This is a genomic window from Streptomyces sp. NPDC046887, assembly GCF_040644755.1.
GTDB lineage: Bacteria > Actinomycetota > Actinomycetes > Streptomycetales > Streptomycetaceae > Streptomyces > Streptomyces lichenis.
The window spans coordinates 62836-86165 of the sequence record NZ_JBEYXH010000015.1; the positions used below are offsets into that span (position 1 = coordinate 62836).

17 protein-coding genes are annotated in these 23330 nt (G+C 73.5%); 2 read left to right on the top strand and 15 right to left on the bottom strand.

Annotation, left to right across the window (positions count from 1 at the left end; genetic code table 11):
• Positions 1–30: 30 nt before the first annotated feature.
• The 6 genes from ABZ945_RS16555 to ABZ945_RS16580 all read right to left on the bottom strand — a co-directional run bounded on the left by ABZ945_RS16555 (position 31) and on the right by ABZ945_RS16580 (position 10048).
• Complete coding sequence (locus ABZ945_RS16555) at positions 31–3075, bottom strand: AAA family ATPase (protein ID WP_361269631.1); 3045 nt, start codon at positions 3073–3075, stop codon at positions 31–33.
• Between the two features lie 58 nt (positions 3076–3133).
• Positions 3134–3355: a hypothetical protein gene (locus ABZ945_RS16560; protein WP_361269415.1), complete on the bottom strand. Its 222-nt coding sequence runs from the start codon at positions 3353–3355 to the stop codon at positions 3134–3136.
• Positions 3356–3544: 189 nt separating this feature from the next.
• Positions 3545–4177, bottom strand: a complete 633-nt coding sequence (locus ABZ945_RS16565; RefSeq protein WP_361269418.1) for a GNAT family protein — start codon at positions 4175–4177, stop codon at positions 3545–3547.
• 58 nt (positions 4178–4235) lie between these two features.
• Positions 4236–6527, bottom strand: coding sequence for an MMPL family transporter (locus tag ABZ945_RS16570; RefSeq protein WP_361269420.1), 2292 nt, complete (start codon positions 6525–6527; stop codon positions 4236–4238).
• A gap of 213 nt (positions 6528–6740) precedes the next feature.
• The gene (locus ABZ945_RS16575; RefSeq protein WP_361269634.1) at positions 6741–8870 is read right to left on the bottom strand and encodes a phosphocholine-specific phospholipase C; all 2130 of its coding nucleotides are present in this window, start codon (positions 8868–8870) and stop codon (positions 6741–6743) included.
• 581 nt (positions 8871–9451) lie between these two features.
• On the bottom strand, positions 9452–10048 hold the full coding sequence (locus ABZ945_RS16580; protein WP_361269423.1) for a TetR/AcrR family transcriptional regulator: 597 nt from the start codon (positions 10046–10048) through the stop codon (positions 9452–9454).
• A 166-nt stretch (positions 10049–10214) separates the two neighbouring features.
• Here ABZ945_RS16580 and ABZ945_RS16585 point away from each other — a divergent pair, with 166 nt between their 5' ends.
• Entirely contained in the window at positions 10215–11174 is a 960-nt protein-coding gene (locus ABZ945_RS16585) for a chlorophyllase (RefSeq protein WP_361269426.1), read from the top strand.
• A 634-nt stretch (positions 11175–11808) separates the two neighbouring features.
• On the opposite strand, the gene gatB is transcribed toward ABZ945_RS16585, so the two are convergent.
• The 9 genes from gatB to ABZ945_RS16630 all read right to left on the bottom strand — a co-directional run bounded on the left by gatB (position 11809) and on the right by ABZ945_RS16630 (position 22760).
• Positions 11809–13320, bottom strand: a complete 1512-nt coding sequence (gene gatB / locus ABZ945_RS16590) for an Asp-tRNA(Asn)/Glu-tRNA(Gln) amidotransferase subunit GatB (RefSeq protein WP_361269428.1) — start codon at positions 13318–13320, stop codon at positions 11809–11811.
• A gap of 15 nt (positions 13321–13335) precedes the next feature.
• Entirely contained in the window at positions 13336–13575 is a 240-nt protein-coding gene (locus ABZ945_RS16595; RefSeq protein WP_361269431.1) for a hypothetical protein, read from the bottom strand.
• A complete protein-coding gene (gene gatA / locus ABZ945_RS16600; protein WP_361269433.1) occupies positions 13572–15065 on the bottom strand; it encodes an Asp-tRNA(Asn)/Glu-tRNA(Gln) amidotransferase subunit GatA in 1494 nt (497 codons plus the stop codon). The genes ABZ945_RS16595 and gatA overlap by 4 nt, the downstream gene beginning before the upstream one ends.
• Positions 15066–15068: 3 nt before the next feature.
• Entirely contained in the window at positions 15069–15365 is a 297-nt protein-coding gene (gene gatC, locus ABZ945_RS16605; RefSeq protein ID WP_003966094.1) for an Asp-tRNA(Asn)/Glu-tRNA(Gln) amidotransferase subunit GatC, read from the bottom strand.
• Positions 15366–15658: 293 nt separating this feature from the next.
• Entirely contained in the window at positions 15659–17770 is a 2112-nt protein-coding gene (locus ABZ945_RS16610; RefSeq protein ID WP_361269436.1) for a bifunctional diguanylate cyclase/phosphodiesterase, read from the bottom strand.
• Positions 17771–18019: 249 nt separating this feature from the next.
• The gene (gene ligA, locus ABZ945_RS16615) at positions 18020–20212 is read right to left on the bottom strand and encodes an NAD-dependent DNA ligase LigA (protein ID WP_361269438.1); all 2193 of its coding nucleotides are present in this window, start codon (positions 20210–20212) and stop codon (positions 18020–18022) included.
• A 54-nt stretch (positions 20213–20266) separates the two neighbouring features.
• Positions 20267–21304 (bottom strand): methionine synthase, encoded by a 1038-nt coding sequence (locus tag ABZ945_RS16620; RefSeq protein ID WP_361269441.1) that lies wholly within the window; start codon positions 21302–21304, stop codon positions 20267–20269.
• A 197-nt stretch (positions 21305–21501) separates the two neighbouring features.
• Complete coding sequence (locus ABZ945_RS16625; RefSeq protein ID WP_361269444.1) at positions 21502–22191, bottom strand: SDR family oxidoreductase; 690 nt, start codon at positions 22189–22191, stop codon at positions 21502–21504.
• A gap of 29 nt (positions 22192–22220) precedes the next feature.
• Positions 22221–22760 carry a TIGR00730 family Rossman fold protein gene (locus tag ABZ945_RS16630; RefSeq protein ID WP_361269446.1) on the bottom strand — a complete coding sequence of 180 codons (540 nt, stop codon included), beginning with the start codon at positions 22758–22760 and terminating at the stop codon, positions 22221–22223.
• A gap of 89 nt (positions 22761–22849) precedes the next feature.
• Between ABZ945_RS16630 and ABZ945_RS16635 the strand changes: the two genes are divergently transcribed.
• Entirely contained in the window at positions 22850–23176 is a 327-nt protein-coding gene (locus ABZ945_RS16635; RefSeq protein ID WP_361269448.1) for a DUF427 domain-containing protein, read from the top strand.
• The last annotated feature ends 154 nt before the right edge of the window (positions 23177–23330 follow it).

The following is a 23330-nucleotide window of genomic DNA, read 5'->3' on the forward strand; positions in this document are numbered from 1 at the left end:
CGGGGAGTAGAGGCCCCCGTCCTCAGGGGGTCAGACGGGCACCTCGGGGAGCAGGCGGAGCCGGTGGGTGAGGGCGGCGGCCTCGCCCCGGCCGGCGACGCCAAGCTTGCCGAGGATGTTCGAGACATGGACGCTGGCCGTCTTCGGCGAGATGAACAGCTCCTCGGCTATCTGGCGGTTGGTGCGGCCCTCGGCGACCAGGCGCAGCACGTCCTGCTCGCGCGGGGTGAGCCCGAAGCCGTCGTCCGGCTGCCGCTCGACGGGCGCCGGGGCGGCCGGTTCGGTGAGCGGCAGGCGGGCGCGGGCGGCGAGCAGCTCCACCTCCTCGCGCAGCGGCCGGGCGCCGAGCCGCAGCGCGGTGCGCTGGGCCTGCCTCAGCAGGGTCGCGGCCTCGTCGCGGGAACCGCCCGCGGCGAGCAGCGCGTCGGCCCGGCGGTGGCGGACCAGGGCCAGCGGGTGGGGCCGCTCCAGCGGTTCGAAGACGGCCAGCACCTCCGCCCAGCGCTCCGGGTCGTCCTGTCCCTCGGCCCGGGCGGTCTCGGCGGAGACGTACAGCCCGTACGCCTGCCAGAGCGGGACCGGGGCGGTGAGATGCCGGGCGGCGCCTCGGATCGCGGCCAACGCCTCGGCGCGCCCCGGCTCGGCGGCGGGCAGCCCGCGGGCGTCCGCCTCGACGGTGGCGGCGGCGAGCAGCAGCGGCCAGCCGTAGCGGTGGCTGCCGACGGGGATGCCCTGGCCGACATGGGCGGCGAGCACCGCCCGGGCGTCGGCGAAGCGCCCCTGGGCGGCGGCCACGGCCAGCTCGATCCGGGCCATCGGCAGCCGGTGCTGCAGGACCCGGTCGTGCTTGCCGTACGCCACCCTGGCACGTGCCAGGGAGGCGGCGGCGGACTCCGGTTCGCCTCGGGCCAGCCGCAGTTCGGCGAAGACCAGATGGGCCATGCCCCGCGGCATGACGCTGTAGGAGGTGTGCAGCAGCCGCTCGGCCCCCTCCTCCGCCTCCTCCCACTCGCCGAGCGAGACCAGCGACTCGGTGAGGTTGCCCAGCGACCAGCCCTCGCCGTCGCGCAGTCCGCACCGCCGGGCGTAGGCGACGCCGTCGCGGCCGACCTCGACGGCCTCCCGGGAGCGGCCGACGGCCTCCAGGCAGTTGGTGAGGTTGACGAAGCCCCGGGAGGCCTCGCTGGTGAGGTCCAGGGCGAGGGCCCGCCGTCCGGCCGCGCGGACCATGGCGATCCCGGCCTCGGTGTCGCCGGCGTCGGCCGTGATGCAGCCGAGGGTGGTGAGGGCGTTGAGCTCGACCGGCTCGGCGCCGACCAGCCGCGCGTACTCCACGGCCCGCTCGGCGGCGGCCAGGCTGTCCCGTCCGGGGGCGTGCAGCATGCCCCAGCCGGCGGCGACCGCGAGCACCTGGGCGTGCACGGGCGACGGCGGCAGCCCGCGCAGCAGTTCCTGAGCGGCGGCGATGTCCTCCCAGCCGTCACCGCGGCCCAGCGCGTCGGTCAGCCGGGAGCGCTCGGCCCTGAACCAGGCGGCGCGCAGGGGATCGCGGGCCGGGTCGCCGCGGTCCCCGTCGTCCAGCAGCCGCAGGGCCCGCTTGACGGTCTTCAGGGCGCGCTCCCGCTCCCCGCACAGCCGGGCCGCCACCGCCGCCTCGGCGAGCAGGTCCATGAAGCGCAGCGGGCTGGTGCCGGGGTCGCGGCCGCAGGCCGGGTACGCCTCGGCGTCGTCCATGGGCCGCAGGGAGTCGCGGACGTCCTCGGGGACGCCGTCCCACAACTCCATCCCCCGCTCCAGCAGCCGCAGCTGCTCGGCGTGGGCGTGCCGCTTGCGCGCCTCCACGGCGGCCCTGAGCACCACGGGCAGCGCCTTGGCCGCGTCATGGGCGTGGTACCAGTATCCGGCGAGGCGGGTGGTGCGGGCGTCGGCGCGGACCAGGGCGGGGTCGGCCTCCAGGGCCTGGGCGTAGCGCCGGTTGAGCCGGGAGCGCTCGCCGGGCAGCAGGTCGTCGCTGACCGCCTCGCGGACCAGGGCGTGCCGGAAGCGGTACCCCTCGCCGTCCGCCGCGGGGAGCAGGATGTTGGCGCCGACGGCCTCGCGCAGCGCCTCGATCAGCTCGTCCTCCGGGAGCCCGGCGACCGCGGCCAGCAGCCCGTACTCGACGGTGGAGCCGCCCTCGGCGACGATCCGCACGATCCGCTGGGTGTCCTCGCCGAGCCGCTCCACCCGGACCAGCAGCAGGTCGCGCAGCGAGTCGCTGAGCGCGCCCGGTTCGTATCCGCAGTCGTGGCCCATCGCCAGTTCCTCGACGAAGAAGGCGTTTCCCTCGGAGCGGGCGTAGATGTCGTCGACCAGGGCGGCGGCGGGCTCGGCGGCGAGGATGCCGATGAGCTGGCGGTGGACCTCGGTGCGGGTGAAGCGGGGCAGTTCGACGCGGCGCACCGCGCGCACCCGGTCCAGCTCGGCGAGGAGCGGGCGCAGCGGGTGGCGGCGGTGGACGTCGTCGGCGCGGTAGGTGGCGATGACGGTGAGCCGCCCCCGGTGCAGGGTGCGGACGAGGTAGGCGAGCAGATGGCGGGTGGAGGCGTCGGCCCAGTGCAGGTCCTCCAGGGCGAGGACGACCGTGCGCTCGGCGGCGACCCGCTCCAGCAGCCGGGCGGTGAGCTCGAACAGCCGGGCGGTGCTGTCCTCGCCGTACGGGTCGTGGGAACGGGCCTCGCCCAGCTCGGGCAGCAACCGGGCGAGCTCGCCCTCCTGGCCCTCGGCGGCGGCGGCCAGCTCCTCGGGCAGCAGTCCGCGCAGGGCGCGCAGCGCGGTGGAGAACGGGGCGAAGGGCAGCCCGTCCGCGCCGACCTCGACGCAGCCGCCGACGGCGACGACCGCGCCGCGGGCGGTCGCCTCGCCGAGGAACTCCTCCAGCAGCCGGGTCTTGCCGACCCCGGCCTCGCCGCCCACGAGCAGCACCTGCGGCTCTCCCGCGGATCCGCGGGAGAGCGCTTCGGTGAGCGTGGCGAGCTCGCCGGTCCTGCCGACGAACACCGGGCTGAAGGACTTGGTCTCCACGTCGCAGAGCATCGCACAGGCGTCTGACAAAGGGTCGGTGTTCGAACGATCGGCGGACATTGACCGAACGTCAGGCGGCGGTGGCGAGCTGGTCCCTCCAGCCCGGGTCCACCCGCCCCTCGGCTTCATCGCGACCGGAGCCGCGGGCGGCCTTGCGGGCCGCCCGGACCGCCTTGGCCAGTCCCTCGGCGCGGGCCTCGCGGACCAGCTCGGTGTGGCGGGTGGGGTGCGTCTCGTACGGGAACATCGGGTCCTCCTGGGAGCCGGTGGTGGTCTTCCTGCTGACATCCACCACTCTCGTCCCCCAGCGGGCCCCGCCACATCGGGCGCCTGCCGCATTCCTGGCGGGGGAGGGTCCTTAGAGGCGGCGGTACGGGGACTCAGACCCTCCTCAGCCGCGGGTAAGGGGGACTCAGGCGGGCCCGGGCGGGCCTCAGTCACACCCCGCCGGGCCTCAGGCCCGGCCGCCCGCCACCCGGTCTCAAGCCCGGCCGCCGCCCGCCACCGGGTCCGTACCGCCACCCGTACGCCGGTGCTCGCCAGTACCCCGGTGCTCCGCGGTACGCCGGTGCTCGCGCCACTCGGGGGCGAGCACCGCCCAGATCTCCACGTCCCGGCGGGCGCCGCGGTGGACGTCGACCTCGCGCAGCCGGGCCTCGCGGGTCATCCCGAGCCGCTTGGCGACGTTGACGCTGGCGGTGTTCTCCGGGTCGACATGCCACTCCACCCGGTGCATCCCGCGCCGCTCCACGGCCCAGTCGATGATCACCTCGCAGGCCCGGGTGACCAGGCCCTTCCCGGCGGCGGACGGCTCCAGCCAGCAGCCGGCCTCGCAGACCCCGCGCTCGGTGTCGAAGACCCGGAAGAGGACCCCGCCCACCAGCGTCCCGTCCAGCCGGATGCCCCACAGCCGGCGGGTGTCGGCGGCGGCCCCGTCGGCGTACACCTGAAGCCAGGCGCGGGCCGAGGGCAGGTCCTTGTTGACCTCCGGCAGCGGGACGAACCGCCCGATGTACTCCCGGCCCCGGTCCATGTGGACAAGCAGCTCCTCGGCCTGCCACGGCTCCAGCGGGCCCAGTTCCGCCCCGTCCACGCCCAGCGGTATCGCGTACATCCGGCCCGTTCTCCCCGTCTCCCACGCACACCCGGATCGCGGCCGGTCGGCCGCCCGGTCAGGGCACGAGCTGCTCGTCCTGCTCGTCGTCGCTGCCGCTCGCGCGCTGCCAGGGGATCTTCGCATGGTCGTCGTCGCCGGTCGCCGGGGTTTCGATGCTGATCCGCGGCAGCAGCCGGTCCAGCCAGCGCGGCAGCCACCAGTTGGCGCGGCCGAGCAGATGCATCAGCGCCGGCACCAGCAGGGTGCGCAGTACGAAGGCGTCCAGCGCGACCGCGGCCGCCAACCCGACCCCGAACATGGCGATGATCCGGTCACCGGTGAGCACGAAGGCGAGAAAGACCGCGATCATGATCACCGCGGCGGAGTTGATGACCCGGCTGGTCTCGGCCAGCCCGACCCGGACGGCCCGCCGGTTGTCGCCGGTCTCCAGCCACTCCTCGTACATCCGGCTGACCAGGAAGACCTGGTAGTCCATGGAGAGCCCGAAGAGCACCGACACCATGATCACCGGCAGGAAGGGCTCGATGGGCCCGCCCCCTCCCAGGCCCAGCAGTTCGCTGCCCCAGCCCCACTGGAAGACGGCGACCACCACCCCGAACGCGGCGGCGACGGCCGCGATGTTCATGACGGCGGCCTTCAGCGGGATGCCCACCGAGCGGAAGGCGAGCAGGAGCAGCAGGCAGCCGAGTCCGATGACCACCCCGGTGAACAGCGGCAGTTTGCCGACGATGACCCGCGCGAAGTCGTCGTAGCCGGCGGTGATGCCGCCGACATGGACCCGGAGCGAGGTGCCGTGCTGGGCGGCGGGCAGCACCTCGGTGCGCAGCCGCTCCACCAGTTCGCTGGTGGCCCGGGACTGCGGGGCGGTGGCGGGGACCACGGTGAGCGCGGCCGTACCGGCGCCGCCGTAGGTCACCGGGCCGACGGAGGCGACCCCGTCGGTGGCGCGCAGCATCAGCGGCAGCCGGCTGAGGGCGACCCGGTCGTCCGCGCCGTCCACCTCGGCGGCCAGCGTCAGCGCCCCGTTGACGCCGGGGCCGAAGCCGTCGGCGAGCAGGTCGTAGGCATTGCGGGCGGTGGAGCCGGCCGGTGCGCTGCCCTGGTCGGAGGTGCCCAGATGCAGCCCGGCCGCGGGGAGCGCCAGCACCAGCATGATGGCGGCGGCCAGCAGCCCGAGCAGGGTGGGGCGGCGCTCGACGAACGCGGCCCAGCGCGCGGCCGGCCCGGTGACCCGCTCGGGCACCGGTCCCTGGACGGCGAGCCGGGCGCGCTCCCGGCGGGAGAGGGCGCGCGGGCCGATGGACGAGAGGAGGGCGGGTAGCAGGGTGATGGAGGCCGCCACGGTGAGGACGACGGTCAGCGCGGCGGCGAGAGCGACACCGTTGAGGAAGCCGAGCCGCAGCACCAGCATGCCGAGCAGCGCGATGCAGACGGTGGCGCCGGCGAAGACCACGGCCCGGCCCGTGGTGGCGACCGCCTCGCAGGCGGCGTCGGCGACCGGCAGTCCCCGCTTCAGCCCCTTGCGGTGCCGGGTCACGAGGAACAGCGCGTAGTCGATGCCGACGCCCAGGCCGATGAGCATGCCGAGCATGGGCGCGAAGTCGGCCACGATCATGGCGTGGCCGAGCAGTCCGATCCCGGCGTAGGCGGTGCCGACGCCGACCAGTGCGGTGGCGATCGGCAGCAGGCTGGCGGCGAGCGAGCCGAAGGCGAGGAAGAGCACGGCGGCGGCCACGGCCACCCCGACCAGCTCGGCGGTGTGCGAGGTGGGCACCTCGGTGGCGGCGGCGACCGCGGTGCCGCCGAACTCCACCCGTACCCCGTCCCCGGCGGCGGCCCGGGCGGTGGCGACATAGGCCCGGACCTGGGCGGGGGTCAGCTCGGCCGCCGGGCGGTCGAAGGCGACCTGGGCGTAGGCGGTACGGCCGTCCGCGCTGAGCGTGCCGGGGGCGGGGAGCAGGGCCGCCGCCGGTCGGGTGCCCTTGGCGGACCCGTTCGCCCCGGAGGTGGGGCCCGGCACGGCGTACGGGCTGGTCACGGTGGCGACTCCGGGCAGCTCCGCCACCTTCCCCAGCATCGCGGTCATCCGCCGTTCGACCGCGGCCGCGCGCACCCCGCCGGCCGTCCCGCTGTGCCAGACCAGGGTGTCGCCCTCGCCGCCGGCCCCGCCGAATCCGGCCGTCAGCAGTTCGGCCGCGCGGCCGGACTCGGTGCCCGGCACCTCGTAGTCGTTGCTGTACGTGGGACCGGCGGCGGCCGCCGCGGCCGAGACGGCGCCGAGGGTCAGCAGCCAGAGCAGGACGGTGGCGAGTCGGTGGCTGACACACCACCGGGCGAGGGCTGCCAACGGGTTCGCTCCCTGGATGGTTCGTGGATCCTCACCGGGGAGTGCCGCTGATCGTGGCACCAGGGGACCGCCCGCGAGGAACGCGTGACCTGCGCACAGGACTCTCGCACCCTAACGAGATCCTTTGTCCCTTTGGTGTCGCTCCTCACCGTCCGCGCGTGTCTCGTACGGAGTGCCCGTCTCCTCCTGCCCCTCGTCCGTCTCCCCTCCCCCTCACCCCGAGACGCTCTCCCGGCCGTTCTCCAGATGGCCCATCAGCCGGCGCCGGAAGCCGCCCGGGGCGGTGACCTCCAGGTCGTACCAGCCGTGCGCCCCGGCGGCGGAGTGGGTGAGGGTGCGGCTGCGGCCCGGCCGGACGGTGACGGTACGGGGCCGGGCGGGGCGGCCGGACGCGGAGGTGTACGGGCGGCCCTCCGCGTAGCCGAGCGGGCGGACCGTGAAGGTCACCGGTTCGGCTCCGGTGTTCTCCAGGGTGAGATGGAGCGCGCGCTCGCCGGGGGCGAGCCGGGTGGTGAGCTCGCAGCCGCCGTCGGCCGGTCCGGCGAACTCGCGGCGGAAGCCACCCGGGCCGGTGACGGTGAAGCGGTACGCGGCGCCGGTGACGGGCACCCGCCAGCGTGCCGTACCCCGGAGGTCCCGGTGCTGCGGGGCGGCGAACTCACCGGCGTACGGGTAGAGCGCGAGCGGGACATGGGAGCGGCCGGTGTTGCTCAGCCTCAGCTCCACGGTGCCGTTGCCCGTGCGAGCGTGGACGTCCGGCTGGTACGGCAGCGGCCTGGCCGGCCGGGTGCCCCGCTCCTGGACCGGCATCCGCTGCTCGGCGGGCGGCTGCGGGCGCCAGCGGCCGGTGAACGGGGGGATCGGGCCCGGACGTTCCAGGGCGGGGCGAGGGCGGCCCCGGCGGAAGTCGAAGGCGCCGGTCAGATCACCGGTGACCCGGCGCCGCCAGGGGGTGATGTTGGGCTCGCGGACCCCGGTCCAGTTCTCCAGGAAGCGGATCACCGAGGTGTGGTCGAAGACCTCCGAGCAGACATAGCCGCCGGTGGTCCAGGGCGAGACGACGAGCAGCGGCACTCGGATGCCCAGGCCGGTGGGGCGGCCCTGCCAGCGCTCGTCGGGGTCGTCGACCGGCGGGACGGGCGGCGGGACATGGTCGAAGAAGCCGTCGTTCTCGTCGTAGTTGATCAGCAGCACGGTGTGCCGCCAGACCTCCGGGTGCGAGCCGAGCGCGTCGAGGATCTTGTAGACCAGGGTGGCCGAGGCGATCGGCGAGGAGGAGCCCGGGTGCTCGGAGTCCACCGCCGACGGGACCAGATACGAGACCTCCGGCAGCCGCCCGGCGGCCACATCGGCCCGGAAGCGGTCCGCCAGGGTGCCGCTCTCCACCCGGCGCAGCCCCCGCTCGAACAGCGAGCGCTCGGCGGCGGTCAGTGTCGCCACCCCCTCCTCCAGCGCCGCGAGCAGCCGCTCCCGCTCGGCCGCCGGAGCGGTCCGCACCGCGGCGTAGAAGGACTCCATGTACGTGTGCCCGCCGGTCCGGGCCAGCGCCTTGCGGGCGATCTTCTTGAAGGTGGTGAAGAACTCGATGTTGTTGTCGGTGAAGTTCTCCCACTCGGTGTACGTCTGCCAGCTCCGCCCGGCCCGCTCCAGCCGCTCGGCGTAGGTGGTCCAGGGGTAGCCGGGGTGGGTGTCCTCGGCGTACGCGGCGTTGGTCACCGCCCGGCTGCCGTCGGCCTCGTAGCCGGTCCAGCCGGACCAGAGGTGGTTGCGGTTGGGGCTGGTGGAGGTGTGGACGGAGGAGTGGTAGGCGTCGCAGACGGTGAAGGTGTCGGCCAGCTCGTAGTGCAACGGGATGTCCCGGCGGTCGTAGTACGCCATGGTCGCGGCGGTCTTCGCGGAGACCCAGCCGTCCATCCAGCCGTCCCGCCACGCCTTGGCGCCGCCGCCCCAGGAGTGGTCCAGGTCGCCGATGTACTGGAGGTCCTTGGCCTGTGTCTCGGCGGCACCGCGGATCGGGAACGGCAGTACGGAGCCGGTGCCGCCCGGGCCGGGCTGCTCGAACACCGGGCGGCCGGAGGGCAGCTCGACGGCGTTGCGGTCGCCGAAGCCGCGTACGCCGCGCAGGGTGCCGAAGTAGTGGTCGAAGGAACGATTCTCCTGCATCAGGACCACCACGTGCTTGACCGCTCTGAGCCCGCCGGTGGGCGGTGCGGCGGCCATCGCCTCCCGCAGCGAGGGCGGCAGCAGCGACCCGGCCGCCGCCGCGCCGACCACACCCCCGCCGAGCGCCAGCGCCCGCCGCCGGCTCACTCCTGCGGGCTGGGGTCCTGCCGTGCCATCCATCCCGTACGCGCGCTGCGGTGACAAGCCCGACCTCCCATCGACGGCCAATGGTCTTCCGTCGGACCATTGACGTGGTTGCCCGGGACGGTAGTCAGATCCGATGGCCCCGAAAAGGCCTCCCGGCGACCCCTTGGTGAATGTCCAACAGCCCGACCCTTCCGTCCAAGCCGCCTGCCGCCTCCTCCTCGCCCCTGCGTTATGCCTCCGTGGCGAGAACTCGCCATCCGGGATTGCCCGGTGGCCGCACGGGCAGAAAGCACAACGCCACCCCCCACGGGACGGCACGGCCCCCGGGCCGGCAGCGGGCCCCGCCACCACTCCCCCCAGTGGCGGGGCCCTCGGCCGCCCGGGGTCTCCGGCTCCTCCGGCCCAACCGGGACGGGCACCCCTGACCCGCCGGGCGACCCGGCTGCTCCCCGGAAGAGGCGGTACGGGTCGGGGACGAGGTCCGGGTCACCGTCCTCGCGCTCGACCCGGACTTCCCCCGCCTCCTGCTGTCCCGCCGACGCGCCTCCCCCTGAGCCACCGTCGGACGCCCTACCCGGCCGCTCCCGCGCCGGGGCGCCCGGCGTCCCGAGACATCAGGACGCCCGAGGTAGCTGGAGCCCCCGAAGAAGGAGGGTGATCAGGCGGCGGGGGTCGTAGCGGGGGTCGTTGTCACGTCCGACGCAGAGGTTGCCGATGCCGCGCATCAGCTCGTAGGGCTGCGTGCCGGGCCTGATCTCGCCGGCCTCGACCGCGGCGTCCAGCAGCTGGGCGCAGACGGGCAGCAGGCGGTCGAGGAAGTAGGCGTGCAGCGTGGCGAAACGGTCGTCGTCGGACTGCAGGGCGTCGGCGAGTCCGTGCTTGGTGACCAGGAAGTCCACAAAGAGGTCGATCCACTGGCGCAGCGCGTCGAGCGGGGAGTCGGCACGGGCCAGCAGGTCCGGTCCGGCCTCGGCGCAGGCCTCGATCTGGTGGCGGTAGACGGCGGTGACGAGGTCCGCCCGGGTCGGGAAGTGGCGGTAGATCGTGGCCATCCCGACGCCCGCCTGGGCCGCGATCTGGCGGATCGGCGCATCGACGCCGGAGGTGACGAAGACCTCGGCGGCGGCGGTGAGCACCGTCTGCCGGTTGCGCTGCGCGTCGGCCCGCTTGCCTCGGGACGGCGACTCCCCAGCAGGACTTTCGGGGGCCATCACGCCCTCCTTCCACACCGATTGACAAAACGGAGCAGCGCTCCGAATATTAAAGGGAGCGATGCTCCGTTTCAGGTTAGCCGAAACGGGACGCTCCTGACCGCCCTGTCCGCCGCCGGTCTCCAAGACCCGCGACGGCGGGTGCCCACCGAAAGGGAACCCCCTCGTGAGCACAGCCACCAGCGCCTCCACCCTGGGCACGCCCGCCCCGGTCCTGTCCTTCAGCCCGGTAGTCCTCTCCGTGCCCGGACGTCCCGTGGACCTGCACCTGCGCGTCTCCGCACCCGCGACCGGAACCGGCCTCCCCGTCATCCTGCTCTCCCACGGCCACGGCCCCTCGAACAACCTCTCCTCGCTCAACGGCTACGCGCCGCTCGCCGACTTCTGGGCGGCACACGGGTTCGTCGTCCTCCAGCCCACCCACCTCACCTCCCGGACGCTGAGCCACCTGGTCGCCGACGCACCCGGCGCACCCGACTTCTGGCGCTCCCGCGCCGAGGACATGACCCATATCCTCGACCGGCTCGACGTGATCGAACGCAGCGTGCCGCAGCTCGCCGGACGGATCGACCCCACCAAGGTCGGCCTCGCCGGGCACTCGCTCGGCGGCTTCACCGCCGCCCTTCTTCTCGGCGCGGGGCTCACCGACCCCGACACCGGCAGCGTGGTGCACCTGGTCGAGCCCCGGATCAAGGCGGGCGTACTGCTCGCCGCGCCCGGCAGGGGCGGCGAAGTCCTCAACGGGCCCATGGCCGAGCAGTGGCCGATCATCGGGGCCGTCGACTTCTCCACCATGACCGCACCCGCGCTGGTCGTCGCCGGGGACAAGGACGACTCCCGGCACTTCACGGACATGGGTCCGGACTGGCACGCCGACCCCTACACCCTCGCCCCCGGCCCCAAGTCCCTGCTCACCCTGTTCGACGCGGAGCACGGACTCGGCGGGATCGCCGGATACGACGCCGCCGAGACCACCGACGAGAACCCCGAGCGGGTCAGCGCCCTCGCCGAACTCACCGCGGCCTACCTCCACACCCAGCTCCACCCCGGCGCCCCCACCTGGCAGAGCGCGAGCAAGGCCCTGACGACCGGCCCCGACCGCGTGGGGCGGGTCGAATCCAAGTAGCCCCGAGATCGCGGGGCGGGCCCGGAGTCGGCGGGACGCCGGGGGCCGCGCGAGACCCCAGGTGGGGGCGGGGGTTGGTACAGGCCGCCAGCCCGCGCCCCCGCCCGCCGCCTCGCGTCCCCACCCCCACGGCAACCCACGCAAGGCATCCCCCATCGCGCCCCCGCACAGGGCAACGCGGGGTGCCCTAGATGGACACCCCGCGTACGGCCTCCGGCACATGGCCCGGCAGGGGACAGGCGGCCGTCCTCTGCGGATGGCCCGGCGGCCGACCCTGCCGATGGCCCGGCAGCCGGACCGACCACGAGGCACCGACGGCCGACCCCGCACCTGAGACCGGCGACCGACCCGACACGCGGCGCCGACGCCCGATCGAGCGCGTGGCCGACGGCCGACCAGCCACGCGACACCGGCGGCCGACCCAGCGCATAGCGCCGACGGCCGACCCGCCGACTGGCACCGACGGCCGACCTCGCCGGTGGCCGGCGGCCGACCCAGCACCTGGCACCGGCAACCGGCCGAGCGCGCGACCGACGGCCGGCCCCGACTACGGCTGGCGGTCGGCGGCCGACCGAGCGCGGGGGCCGCCGGCCGGCGATCCCGCCACCGGCTCCCCCGCGCGCAGCGCGGCCCCTCAGCCCTCGACGCCGAGGCGCTCCAGGATCAGCTCCCGGACCCGGGCCGCGTCCGCCTGGCCCCGGGTGGCCTTCATGACCGCGCCGACCAGCGCGCCGGCCGCCGCGACCTTGCCGCCGCGGATCTTGTCCGCGATGGCGCCGTTGGCCGCGATGGCCTCGTCCACGGCGGTGCCGAGCGCGCCCTCGTCGGAGACGACCTTCAGGCCGCGCTTCTCCACCACGGTGTCCGGGTCGCCCTCGCCGGCCAGCACGCCCTCGATGACCTGGCGGGCCAGCTTGTCGTTGAGGTCGCCGGCGGCGACCAGCTCGCTGACCCGGGCGACCTGCGCCGGGGTGATCGGCAGGGCATCCAGCGGGCGGCCGGACTCGTTGGCGCTGCGGGCCAGTTCGCCCAGCCACCACTTGCGGGCCGAAGCGGAGTCGGCACCCGCCTCGGTGGTGGCGACGATCAGGTCGACCGCGCCCGCGTTGAGGATGGACTGCATGTCCAGCTCGGTGACGCCCCACTCCTCGCGCAGCCGGTTGCGGCGTACGCGGGGCAGCTCGGGCAGGGTGGCGCGCAGCTCCTCGACCCACTCGCGGGACGGGGCCACCGGCACCAGGTCGGGCTCGGGGAAGTACCGGTAGTCCTCGGCCTCCTCCTTGACCCGGCCCGAGGTGGTGGAGCCGTCGTCCTCGTGGAAGTGGCGGGTCTCCTGGATGATCGTCCCGCCCGCGTTGAGCACGCCCGCGTGGCGGCCGATCTCGTAGCGGACGGCCCGCTCCACGCTCCGCAGCGAGTTGACGTTCTTGGTCTCGGAGCGGGTGCCGAACTTCTCGGTGCCGTTGGGCCGCAACGACAGGTTGACGTCGCAGCGCATCTGGCCCATCTCCATCCGGGCCTCGGAGACGCCGAGCGCCCGGATGAGCTCGCGCAGCTCGGCCACGTACGCCTTGGCGACCTCCGGGGCGCGAGCGCCCGCGCCGGTGATCGGCTTGGTGACGATCTCGATCAGCGGGATGCCGGCGCGGTTGTAGTCCAGCAGCGAGTGGGAGGCGCCGTGGATACGGCCGGTGGCACCGCCGACGTGGGTCGACTTGCCGGTGTCCTCCTCCATATGGGCGCGCTCGATCTCCACGCGGAAGATCTCGCCGTCCTCCAACTGCACGTCGAGGTAGCCGTTGAAGGCGATCGGCTCGTCGTACTGGGAGGTCTGGAAGTTCTTCGGCATGTCCGGATAGAAGTAGTTCTTCCGGGCGAAGCGGCACCACTCGGCGATCTCGCAGTGCAGCGCGAGGCCGATCTTGATCGCGGACTCGACGCCGATGGCGTTGACGACCGGGAGGGCGCCGGGCAGGCCGAGGCAGACCGGGCAGGTCTGGGTGTTGGGGTCGGCGCCCAGCTCCGTGGAGCAGCCGCAGAACATCTTGGTCCTGGTGCCCAGTTCGACGTGGACCTCAAGCCCCATGACGGGGTCGTAGGCGGCGAGGGCCTCGTCGAACGGCACCAGCTCGGTGATGACGGTCACGGTGTTGCTTCCCTCTCAGCCGAACAGCACGTCGTCGTCGCCGATGCGCTTGAGTTCGCGCAGCAGGATGGCGAGGCCGGTGCCGATGGCGGCGGCGGACACGACGGCGTCGAGCAGCAGCAGGGCGTCGCTCTCCGAGCGGGCCTTGCGGACCTGCTTGATGATGCTCAGCGCGCCGAACGCGGTGGTGCCGATGGACAGATACGTACCGGTCCGGGACTTCTTGAAGCCCTTGGCCTTGGTCAGTGCGCTCACAGCGACGGAGCCTCCTCAAGCAGCGGGTGTCCCCACTTCGCCAGGAACGCGGCCTCGACGGCCGCGCCGACCTTGTAGAGGCGGTCGTCCTTCAGGGCGGGGGCGATGATCTGCAGGCCGACCGGGAGGCCGTCCTCGGGGGCCAGGCCGCAGGGCAGCGACATGGCGGCGTTCCCGGCCAGGTTGGTCGGGATGGTGCACAGGTCGGCGAGGTACATCGCCATCGGGTCGTCGGCGCGCTCGCCGATCGGGAAGGCGGTGGTCGGGGTCGTCGGGGAGACGATCACGTCGACCTGCTCGAAGGCCTTCTCGAAGTCCCGGGTGATGAGGGTGCGGACCTTCTGCGCGGAGCCGTAGTACGCGTCGTAGTAGCCGGAGCTGAGCGCGTAGGTGCCGAGCATGATGCGGCGCTTGACCTCGTCGCCGAAGCCGGCCTCGCGGGTGAGGGCGGTGACGTCCTCGGCGGAGCGCGAGCCGTCGTCGCCGGTGCGCCGCCCGTAGCGCAGGCCGTCGAACCGGGCGAGGTTCGAGGAGCACTCGGACGGGGCGATCAGGTAGTACGCGGAGAGCGCCAGGTCGAAGGACGGGCAGTCCAGCTCCACGATCTCGGCGCCCAGCTCCTTCAGCAGCTCGACGCTCTCGTCGAACCGCTGGAGGACACCGGCCTGGTAGCCCTCGCCGCGGAACTGCTTGACCACGCCGACCCGCATCCCGGCCACCGAGCCGTTGCGCGCGGCATCGACCACCGGTGGCACGGGGGCGTCGATGGAGGTGGAGTCCAGCGGGTCGTGGCCGGCGATCGCCTCGTGCAGCAGGGCCGCGTCCAGGACCGTGCGGGCGCAGGGGCCGCCCTGGTCCAGGGAGGAGGAGAAGGCCACCATGCCGTAGCGGGAGACCCCGCCGTAGGTGGGCTTGACGCCGACGGTGCCGGTGACGGCGGCCGGCTGGCGGATGGAGCCGCCGGTGTCGGTGCCGATGGCCAGCGGCGCCTGGAACGAGGCGAGCGCGGCACTGGACCCGCCGCCGGAGCCGCCGGGGATCCTGGTCAGGTCCCAGGGGTTGCCGGTCGGGCCGTAGGCGCTGTTCTCGGTGGACGACCCCATGGCGAACTCGTCCATGTTGGTCTTGCCGAGGATGACGACGTCGGCGTCCCGCAGGCGCTGGGTCAGGGTGGCGTCGTACGGCGGCAGCCAGCCCTCAAGGATCTTGGAGCCGACGGTGGTCGGCATGTCCTTGGTGGTGAAGATGTCCTTCAGGGCGAGCGGTACGCCGGCCAGCGGGCCGAGGGTCTCGCCGCGCTCGCGCTTGGCGTCCACGGCGCGGGCCTGGGCGAGGGCGCCCTCCCGGTCGACGTGCAGGAAGGCGTGGACCTTCTCGTCCACGGCCTCGATCCGGGCCAGATGGGCCTCGGTGACCTCGACGGCGGTGAGCTCGCCGGAGGCGATCCTCGCCGCGGTCTCGGCGGCGGTGAGCTTGATGATGTCGGTCATCGGTCAGTCCTCCCCCAGGATCTGCGGCACCTTGAAACGCTGCTGCTCCTGGGCCGGGGCGCCGGAGAGCGCCTGCGCGGGGGTGAGCGACGGACGGACCTCGTCCGCGCGCATGACGTTGGTCAGCGGCAGCGGGTGGGAGGTCGGGGGGACGTCTTGGTCGGCGACCTCGGAGACGCGGGCGACCGCGCCGATGATGTCGTCGAGCTGTCCGGCGAAGTGGTCGAGCTCTTCGCCCTTCAGCTCCAGACGCGCCAGCCGGGCGAGGTGGGCGACCTCCTCGCGCGTGATGCCAGGCATGCAGCGATCCTCAGGGTGAGTGCGATGGGTACAGCGAATGACTTTCGCCCCCAATCCTATGGGGCGGGGATCGATGACCGTGAAACGGTTTGCCCCCGTCTTCTCCCGGGGGCTGTCCCCCGTACGCAGCGGGGGCTGTCCCCGGGCGTCCGGACAGGTGCCGGGGGCGGGTACGCGTCGGGGGCGGGCAGCCGTGATCGTGGCTGCCCGCCCCCGAGCGCGTATGCCGGGCGTGCGGTGCCGGGGTGGGTGTCCCGGCGGGGGCCCTGGGTGACGCGGGTACCGGCCGGGGCCTACGGCACGACCTGGTCGGCGGCGTCGGCTTGGGAGGGGGGCAGGGCGGCCGGGGGGCGGATCCAGACGCCCTCGCCGCGGGCGTGCAGCCAGGAGGTGCACTCGGCGGGCGGCATCGCGGCGGCGACCAGCCAGCCCTGGACCGCGTCGCAGCCGAGGTCGCGCAGCCGGCCCCAGGTCTCGTCGTCCTCCACACCCTCGGCGACCACCAGGAGGCCGAGGGAGTGGGCGAGGTCGACGGTGCAGCGGACGATCTCGGCGTCCTCGGTGTCCACAGCGAGCCGGGCGACGAAGGAGCGGTCGATCTTCAGCTCGCTGACCGGGAGGCGGCGCAGATGGACCAGGGAGGAGTACCCGGTGCCGAAGTCGTCCAGGGACATCTTCACGCCGTGCCCGGTGAGCCCGGCGAGGGTGTCGGCGGCGCGCTGCGGGTCCTCCAGCAGGACGTGCTCCGTTATCTCCAGCTGGAGGGAGCCGGCCGGCACCCCGTGGCGGGCCAGCCGGGCGGCGACGGAGCCGGCGAAGCCGGGGGTGTGGACGTCGCGCGGGGAGACGTTGACCGCGACCGGGACCTCGATGCCCTGGGCGCGCCAGCGGGCGACCTGGGCGAGGGCGGTGTCCAGGACGTACTCGGTGAGGTGCGGCATCAGCCCGGAGGACTCGGCGATGGCGATGAACTCGTCCGGGGGGACGCGTCCGCGCTCCGGGTGCACCCAGCGGACCAGGGCCTCCAGACCGGCGACGGCGCCGTCGAAGCGGACCTTGGGCTGGTAGTGCAGCTCCACGTCGCCGGCGTCCAGGGCGCGCCGCAGGTCGCCGAGGAGGCCGAGCCGGTCGGGGGTGTTGGAGTCGCGCTTGGACTCGTAGACCTCGACGCCGGTGCGGTCCCGCTTGGCCTGGTACATGGCGACGTCGGCGCGCTGGAGCAGCCCTTCGGCGTCCAGGGCGTGGTCGGGGAAGACGGCGACCCCGGCGCTGGCCTCCAGGACGAGGGTGAGGCCGTCGAGGTCGAGCGGGGAGGAGAGGTCGCCGACCAGCTGGCGGGCGATCCGCTGGGCGCTTGTGGTGGAGTCGGCGACCGGGAGCAGTACGGCGAACTCGTCGCCGCCGAGCCGGGCGGCCTCCGCGCCGCGGGGCAGGGCGTGCTGGAGCCGGTCGGCGATCTGGAGCAGCAGCCGGTCGCCGGCGAGGTGGCCGAGGGTGTCGTTGACGGAGCGGAAGCGGTCGAGGTCGATGAGGACCAGGGCGGCCCGCAGGCCCTCCCCCTCGGCCTCCTCCAGCGCGGACCAGGTGCGCTCCAGCAGCCACTGGCGGTTGGGCAGTCCGGTGAGCGGGTCGCGCAGCTGCTCCTCGGCGCGGGCGCGGGCGATCCACAGGGTGGAGTCCAGGGCGATGAGCGGGACGGCGAACAGCGGCAGCAGCACCGGCAGGCTGACGGCGACCACGCAGATCAGCGGGGCGATGCCGAGCAGGGCGACGGCGACCAGGCCCTGGCGCAGCAGTGCGGTGCGTTCCGCGCTGGGCAGTCCGCCGGCCTGGGGGGCGAGGGTGTACCACAGCAGTGTCCTGGTCACCACCAGGTAGGCGGTGGCGGCGAGGGCGACCTCGGGGACGGCTTCGATGCCCCATTCGAGGGGCCGCCAGGGTGTCTCGACGGTGGGGGCGTCGTCGAAGAGGGCGAGGACGAGGGCGGCGGCGCCGATGCCGAGGATGTCGGCGGCGCCGTGCAGCAGGCCCTGTCGCCAGCGGTGGCGGCGGGCGGTGCCGGTGAGCACGACGACGGCGAGGCTGACCAGTCCGGCGGGCACCCAGCCGTAGAGCAGCAGTACGGCGAGGGTGAGGGCGGCGCCGGAGCCGGTGCCGCCCCACCAGCGGTCCCGGCCGAGGGCGACCAGATGGCCGACCACGATGCCGGTGAGGACGGCGAGCGACCAGCCGGCCGCACCGCCGGGGAACAGGGCGTGGCCGGAGCGCAGCGCCCCCGTCAGCCCGGTGAGGAGGGCGACGGCGGCGGCGGCGATCACGACGGACGGGAGCCTGGAGGTGACGCCCGCGACGGCCGTGCGGACGCGCGGCCGTGAGGCCGGGGCGGCACTCTCGGTGGGTTTCATTCGGTCCCTCTCACAGCCGGCGGTGGTGCCGATGCCACGCGGTGGCCCGTCGCCGTGCCACCGCGGTGGTGGCCCTTCCCCGCTCGTTCGCGAGGGGAAGCGCTCCCCGACGGCCGTGCATGACGGACGCACGTCTCAACAGTAGGCGTCGGGAGGCTTCCACGGGCAGCGCACTACTGGTCTTGCCCGAATGCGACCCAGCCACCCTTATCCGTCTGGTATGCGCTGAACGGGTGAGCTGGAGTGGCCTTATTCGGGCGGCTGTTCGGCCGAAACGGCTACCTCGCGGGCGGCGTCGGGCCCCTGTTCGAGCAGGACGCCGAAGCCGGCCTCGTCCAGCACCGGGACCTTCAGCTGGACGGCCTTGTCGTACTTGGATCCGGGGTTGTCCCCCACCACCACGAAGGACGTCTTCTTGGAAACGGAGCCGGTGACCTTCGCCCCACGGCTCTGCAACGCCTCTTTCGCGCCATCCCTGGTGTAGTCGTCCAGGGTGCCGGTGACGACCACCGCCAGCCCCTCCAGCGGGCGCGGCCCCTCGTCCTCGCCGGTGGACTCCTCCTCCCAGCGGACCCCGGCCGCCTTCCACTTGCGCAGGATCTCGCGGTGCCACTCCTCCTCGTACCACTGCTTGATGGCGGCGGCGATGGTCGGCCCGACGCCCTCGGTGGCGGCCAGCTCCTCCTCACTGGCCTCGAAGATCCGGTCGATCGAGCGGAACTCGCGGGCCAGCGCCTGGGCGGCGACCGGGCCGACATGACGGATCGACAGCCCGTTGACGATCCTCGCCAGCGGCCGCTCCTTGGCGGCGGCGATGTTGTCCAGCATGGCGCGGGCGTTCTTCTTCAGCTCGCCCTTCTGGTTGGCGAAGACCCGGGCGATCTTCTCCTCGCCGGTCTTCGGGTCCCGCTTGGGCAGCCCGCTGTCCGGGTCCAGGACATAGGCCCGGATGTCGAGCAGCTGCTCCTCGCGCAGGTCGAACAGGTCGCCCTCGTCGGTGAGCGGTGGCTCGGCGGGCTCCAGCGGGCCGGTGAGGGCGGCGGCGGCCACCATGCCGAAGTGCTCGATGTCCAGGCTGGAGCGGCCGCCGAGGTAGAACAGCCGCTCGCGCAGCTGGGCCGGGCAGGTGCGGGCGTTGGGGCAGCGCAGATCGATGTCGCCCTCCTTCATGGCCCGCAGCGGCGTACCGCACTCGGGGCACTCGGAGGGCATGGTGAACTCGCGCTCGCTGCCGTCCCGCAGGTCCACCACCGGGCCGAGGATCTCCGGGATGACGTCGCCGGCCTTGCGCAGCACCACGGTGTCGCCGATCAGCACGCCCTTGGTCTTGACGACCTCCTGGTTGTGCAGGGTGGCGAACTCCACCTCCGAGCCGGCCACCGTGACCGGCTCCACCTGCGCGAACGGGGTGACCCGGCCCGTGCGCCCCACCCCGACCTTGATGTCGATCAGCTTGGAGTTGACCTCCTCCGGCGCGTACTTCCAGGCGATCGCCCAGCGCGGGGCGCGCGAGGTGGAGCCCAGCCGCCCCTGCAACCGGATCTCGTCCAGCTTGACGACCACGCCGTCGATCTCGTGCTCCACCGAGTGCCGGTGCTCGCCGAAGTAGGCGATGAACTCCCGGATCCCGGCGAGGCCGTCCACCACCTTGTTGTGCAGGGCGGTGGGCAGCCCCCACTCCTTCAGCAGCCCGTACGCCTCGCTCAGCCGGTCGAAGCGCAGCCCCTGCTGGGCGCCGATGCCGTGCACCACCATGTGCAGCGGTCTGGTGGCGGTGACCTTGGGGTCCTTCTGCCGCAGCGAACCGGCGGCGGCGTTGCGCGGGTTGGCGAAGGGCTTGTCGCCGGCCTCCACCAGCCGGGCGTTCAGCTCCTCGAACTTCTCCATCGGGAAGAAGACCTCGCCCCGGATCTCGACCAGGTCGGGGATGTTCTCCCCGCGCAGCCGCTCCGGGATGTCCGTGATGGTGCGGACGTTGGGGGTGATGTCCTCACCCGTACGCCCGTCCCCGCGGGTGGCGGCCCGCACCAGCCGCCCCTTCTCGTAGGTGAGGTTGACCGCCAGCCCGTCCACCTTGAGCTCGCAGAGGAAGTGGTGCGCGGAGGCCCCCACCTCCTTCTCCACCCGCTCGGCCCAGCCGGCCAGCTCCTCCTCGTCGAAGGCGTTGTCCAGCGAGAGCATGCGCTCGCGGTGCTCGACGGCGGTGAAGTCGGTCTCGTACTGCCCGGCGACCTTCTGGGTCGGCGAGTCCGGCGTACGCAGCTCCGGATACTCCTCCTCCAGCGCCTCCAGCTCGCGCAGCAGCCGGTCGAACTCGGCGTCGCTGACGACCGGGGCGTCCTTCACGTAGTACCGGAAGCGGTGCTCCTCGATCTGCTCGGCCAGCCGGGTGTGCTGCTCCCGTGCCTCGGCCGGCACCACGTCCTGCTGTTCGATCGCCACCGTCGTTCCTCCCGTTGCCACGTCTCGCCGACGTCCTACTACTCGGTCAATCGGTCACTCAGGGTTGTCCGCGAGTGAGCGTGCCGCCTTGGCGCAGTGGGCGAGCGCCGCCCGGGCGTACGCGGGCGAGGCGCCCGCCAGCCCGCACGTCGGGGTGATCACCACGGAATCCGCGAGGATCCCCGGAGACAGCCCCAGCCTGCGCCACAGCGTTCTGACACCCATGACGCTACCGCCCGGGTCTGACAACGGGCCGTCGAGCGACCCCACCACACCGGCGAGCAGTTTGGTCCCGCCCTCGACCGCCTCACCGATCGCCTCCTCGTCACGCTCGGTGAGCAGACTGAAATCGAACGACACCCCGGCGACCCCGGCCCGCCGCAGCAGGCCGAACGGCACGTCCGGCGCGCAGGAGTGCACGACGACCGGCCCCTGCCCCTCGTTCACACCGACAAGATCCCGCAGGGCGCTCTCCACCACCTGCCGGTCCACCGCGCGGTGGGTGCGGTAGCCGCTGGCGGTACGGACCTGGCCGCGCAGTACGGCGGTCAGCGAGGGCTCGTCCAGCTGGAGCACCACCCGCGCCCCCGGCACCCGCCGGCGTACCTCCGCCAGATGCCCGCGCAGCCCCTCAGCCAGCGAGGCGGCGAGGTCCCGGCAGGCGCCGGCGTCTCCCAGCACCGCCTCCCCGTTCCTCCGCTCCAGCGCGGCGGCCAGCGTCCATGGCCCGACCGCCTGCACCTTCAGCGGGCCCCGGTACCCCTGGGTGAACTCCTCCAGGGCGTCCAGGTCCTCCCCCAGCCAGGACCGCGCCCGCCGGGTGTCCCGCCCCGGCCGGTCGCTGATCCGCCAGCCGCTCGGCTCCACATGCGCGTACATCTCCACGAGCAGTCCGAGGCTGCGCCCGATCATGTCGGCCCCTGGCCCGCGCGCGGGCAGCTCGGCCAGGAACGGGAAGTCCTCGAAGGACCCGGTGACGGTCTTGGCCGCCTCCCGCGCGTCACCGCCGGGCATCGACCCGACACCGGTCGCGGGGCCCCAGGGGAAGGTGTTCGGCTCGGTCTTCTCGGTCGTTTCGGTGGTCTCGCTCACCGGGGAAGCGTACGGGGCGCCGCCGGGGGCGGCGGGGTGGCCGGGGCGGCCACGGAGGCGGGGTGGTGGGGCCCCGACCGGCGGGTTCGTCCGCCGGTGGGCCCTCCCCCGCCCGGCTGTCCGGCTGTCCGGCTGTCCGGCTGTCCGGCTGTCCGGCTGTCCGGCTGTCCGGCTGTCCGGCTGTCCGGCTGTCCGGGTCAGCGTCCTGGTCGGACGGTCAGGTCGTTGATCTCCGCGTCCCTCGGCAGGTCGATCGCGGTGAGGATCGCGGTCGCCACCGACTCCGGGTCGATCCAGCGCGCGGAGTCGTACTCCTTGCCCTCCTGCTGGTGGACCTTCGCCTGCATCGGGCTCGCGGTCCGCCCCGGGTACACGGAGGTGACCCGCACCCCGTTGCCGTGCTCCTCGTGCCGCAGCGCGTCGGCCAGTGCCTTCAGTCCGTGCTTGGAGGCGGCGTACGCGGACCAGCCGGCGTGCGCGTTCAGTCCGGCGCCCGAGTTGACGAAGAGGACGTGGCCCTGGGAGACCCGCAGCTGCGGCAGGAGCAGCCGGGTCAGCTCGGCCGGTGCCACCAGGTTGACCTCCAACTGGCTCCGCCACGCCTTGGTGGTCAGCTCGCCGACCTCGCCGAGGTCCACGACGCCCGCGATATGCAGCAGCGAGTCCACCCGGTCCGGCAGCTCCTGGTGCGAGAACGCCCAGGACAGCCGGTCCGGGTTGGCCAGGTCCCCGACGAGCGTGCGGGCGCCCGGGTACCGCTCGGCGAACTCCTTGGCGCGCCCGGCGTCGCGTGCCAGCAGTACGAGGTCGTCGCCCCGCTCATGGAGCCTGCGCGCGACGGCCGCGCCGATGCCGGAACCGGCGCCTGTGATCATGTGTGTAGCCATGGGTGCCATGCTCGCACCCGGGCCGGGCGTCACCGCAGACCGGCCGCCTCCTCCAGGTAGGCCAGGGCCGAGACCCCGTCCTCGGCGAAGAACACCAGCTCGGTGAGGGGCAGCGGGAGGAAGCCCTCCTGGTCCATCCGCCGCAGCTGCTCCTTCAGCCCGTCGTAGAACCCGGCCGCGTTGAGCAGGACCACCGGCTTGGTGTGGTGCCCGTGCTTCTTCAGCTCCAGGATGTCGGTGGCCTCGTCCAGTGTGCCCATCCCGCCGACCATGACCACGATGGCGTCCGCCTTCTCCAGCAGCAGCGCCTTGCGCTCGGACAGGTCCTTGGCCACGACCATGGAGTCCAGGCCGGGACGGGCCTTGTGCGACAGGAACTCGACGGAGACGCCGACCAGTTGCCCGCCGGCCTCTTCCACCCCGTCGGCGACGACCTTCATCAGACCGGCGTCGGAGCCGCCCCACACCAGGGTGTGCCCGCCCCTGCCGAGCAGCTCGGCGAACTCGCGGGCGGGCCGGGTGTAGCGCTCGTCCAGGTCGGCGGCGGAGAGGAAGACGCAGATGTTCATGGCGCCACGGTACGGGAGGCCGGGGCCACCCGTACGGGTGAGGGACGGGGTCCGGGGAACGAGCCGCCGGGGCTCGGCGTTGCCCTTGTATGACCTCAGGACACCGCATCACCGTCGAACAGGGCACCGAGCATGTGAGGGCCGTCCACGAGGGCCAGGTGGTGGCGGAGAGCCGCCGCCCCCTGGTGCTGCGCGAGACCGGCTGCCCGCCGCGCTACTACCTGCCCCCCGAGGACGTCCGCACCGACCTGCTGACCCCCTCGGACACCCACACGCACTGTCCCTTCAAGGGCGACGCCTCCTACTGGTCCCTCCCCGGCGCCGACGACACGGTCTGGGCCTACCCGGACCCCAAGCCGGAGGTCGCCGGGATCAAGGACCACCTGTGCTTCTACGAGACGGAGGTGGTGGGGTAGGGGTAGGGGACGGGGAAGCGCTGGGTACGGGGGTCTCGGCGGACCAGAAGGCCGAGTGGACGTTGGGGGTCGGGATCTCGGCCGGTGGGTAGGCGGGGCCGTTGGGTGGGGTGCGGGGGGCGTCTACGGGGGACTTGGCCACGCAGGGCGTGGC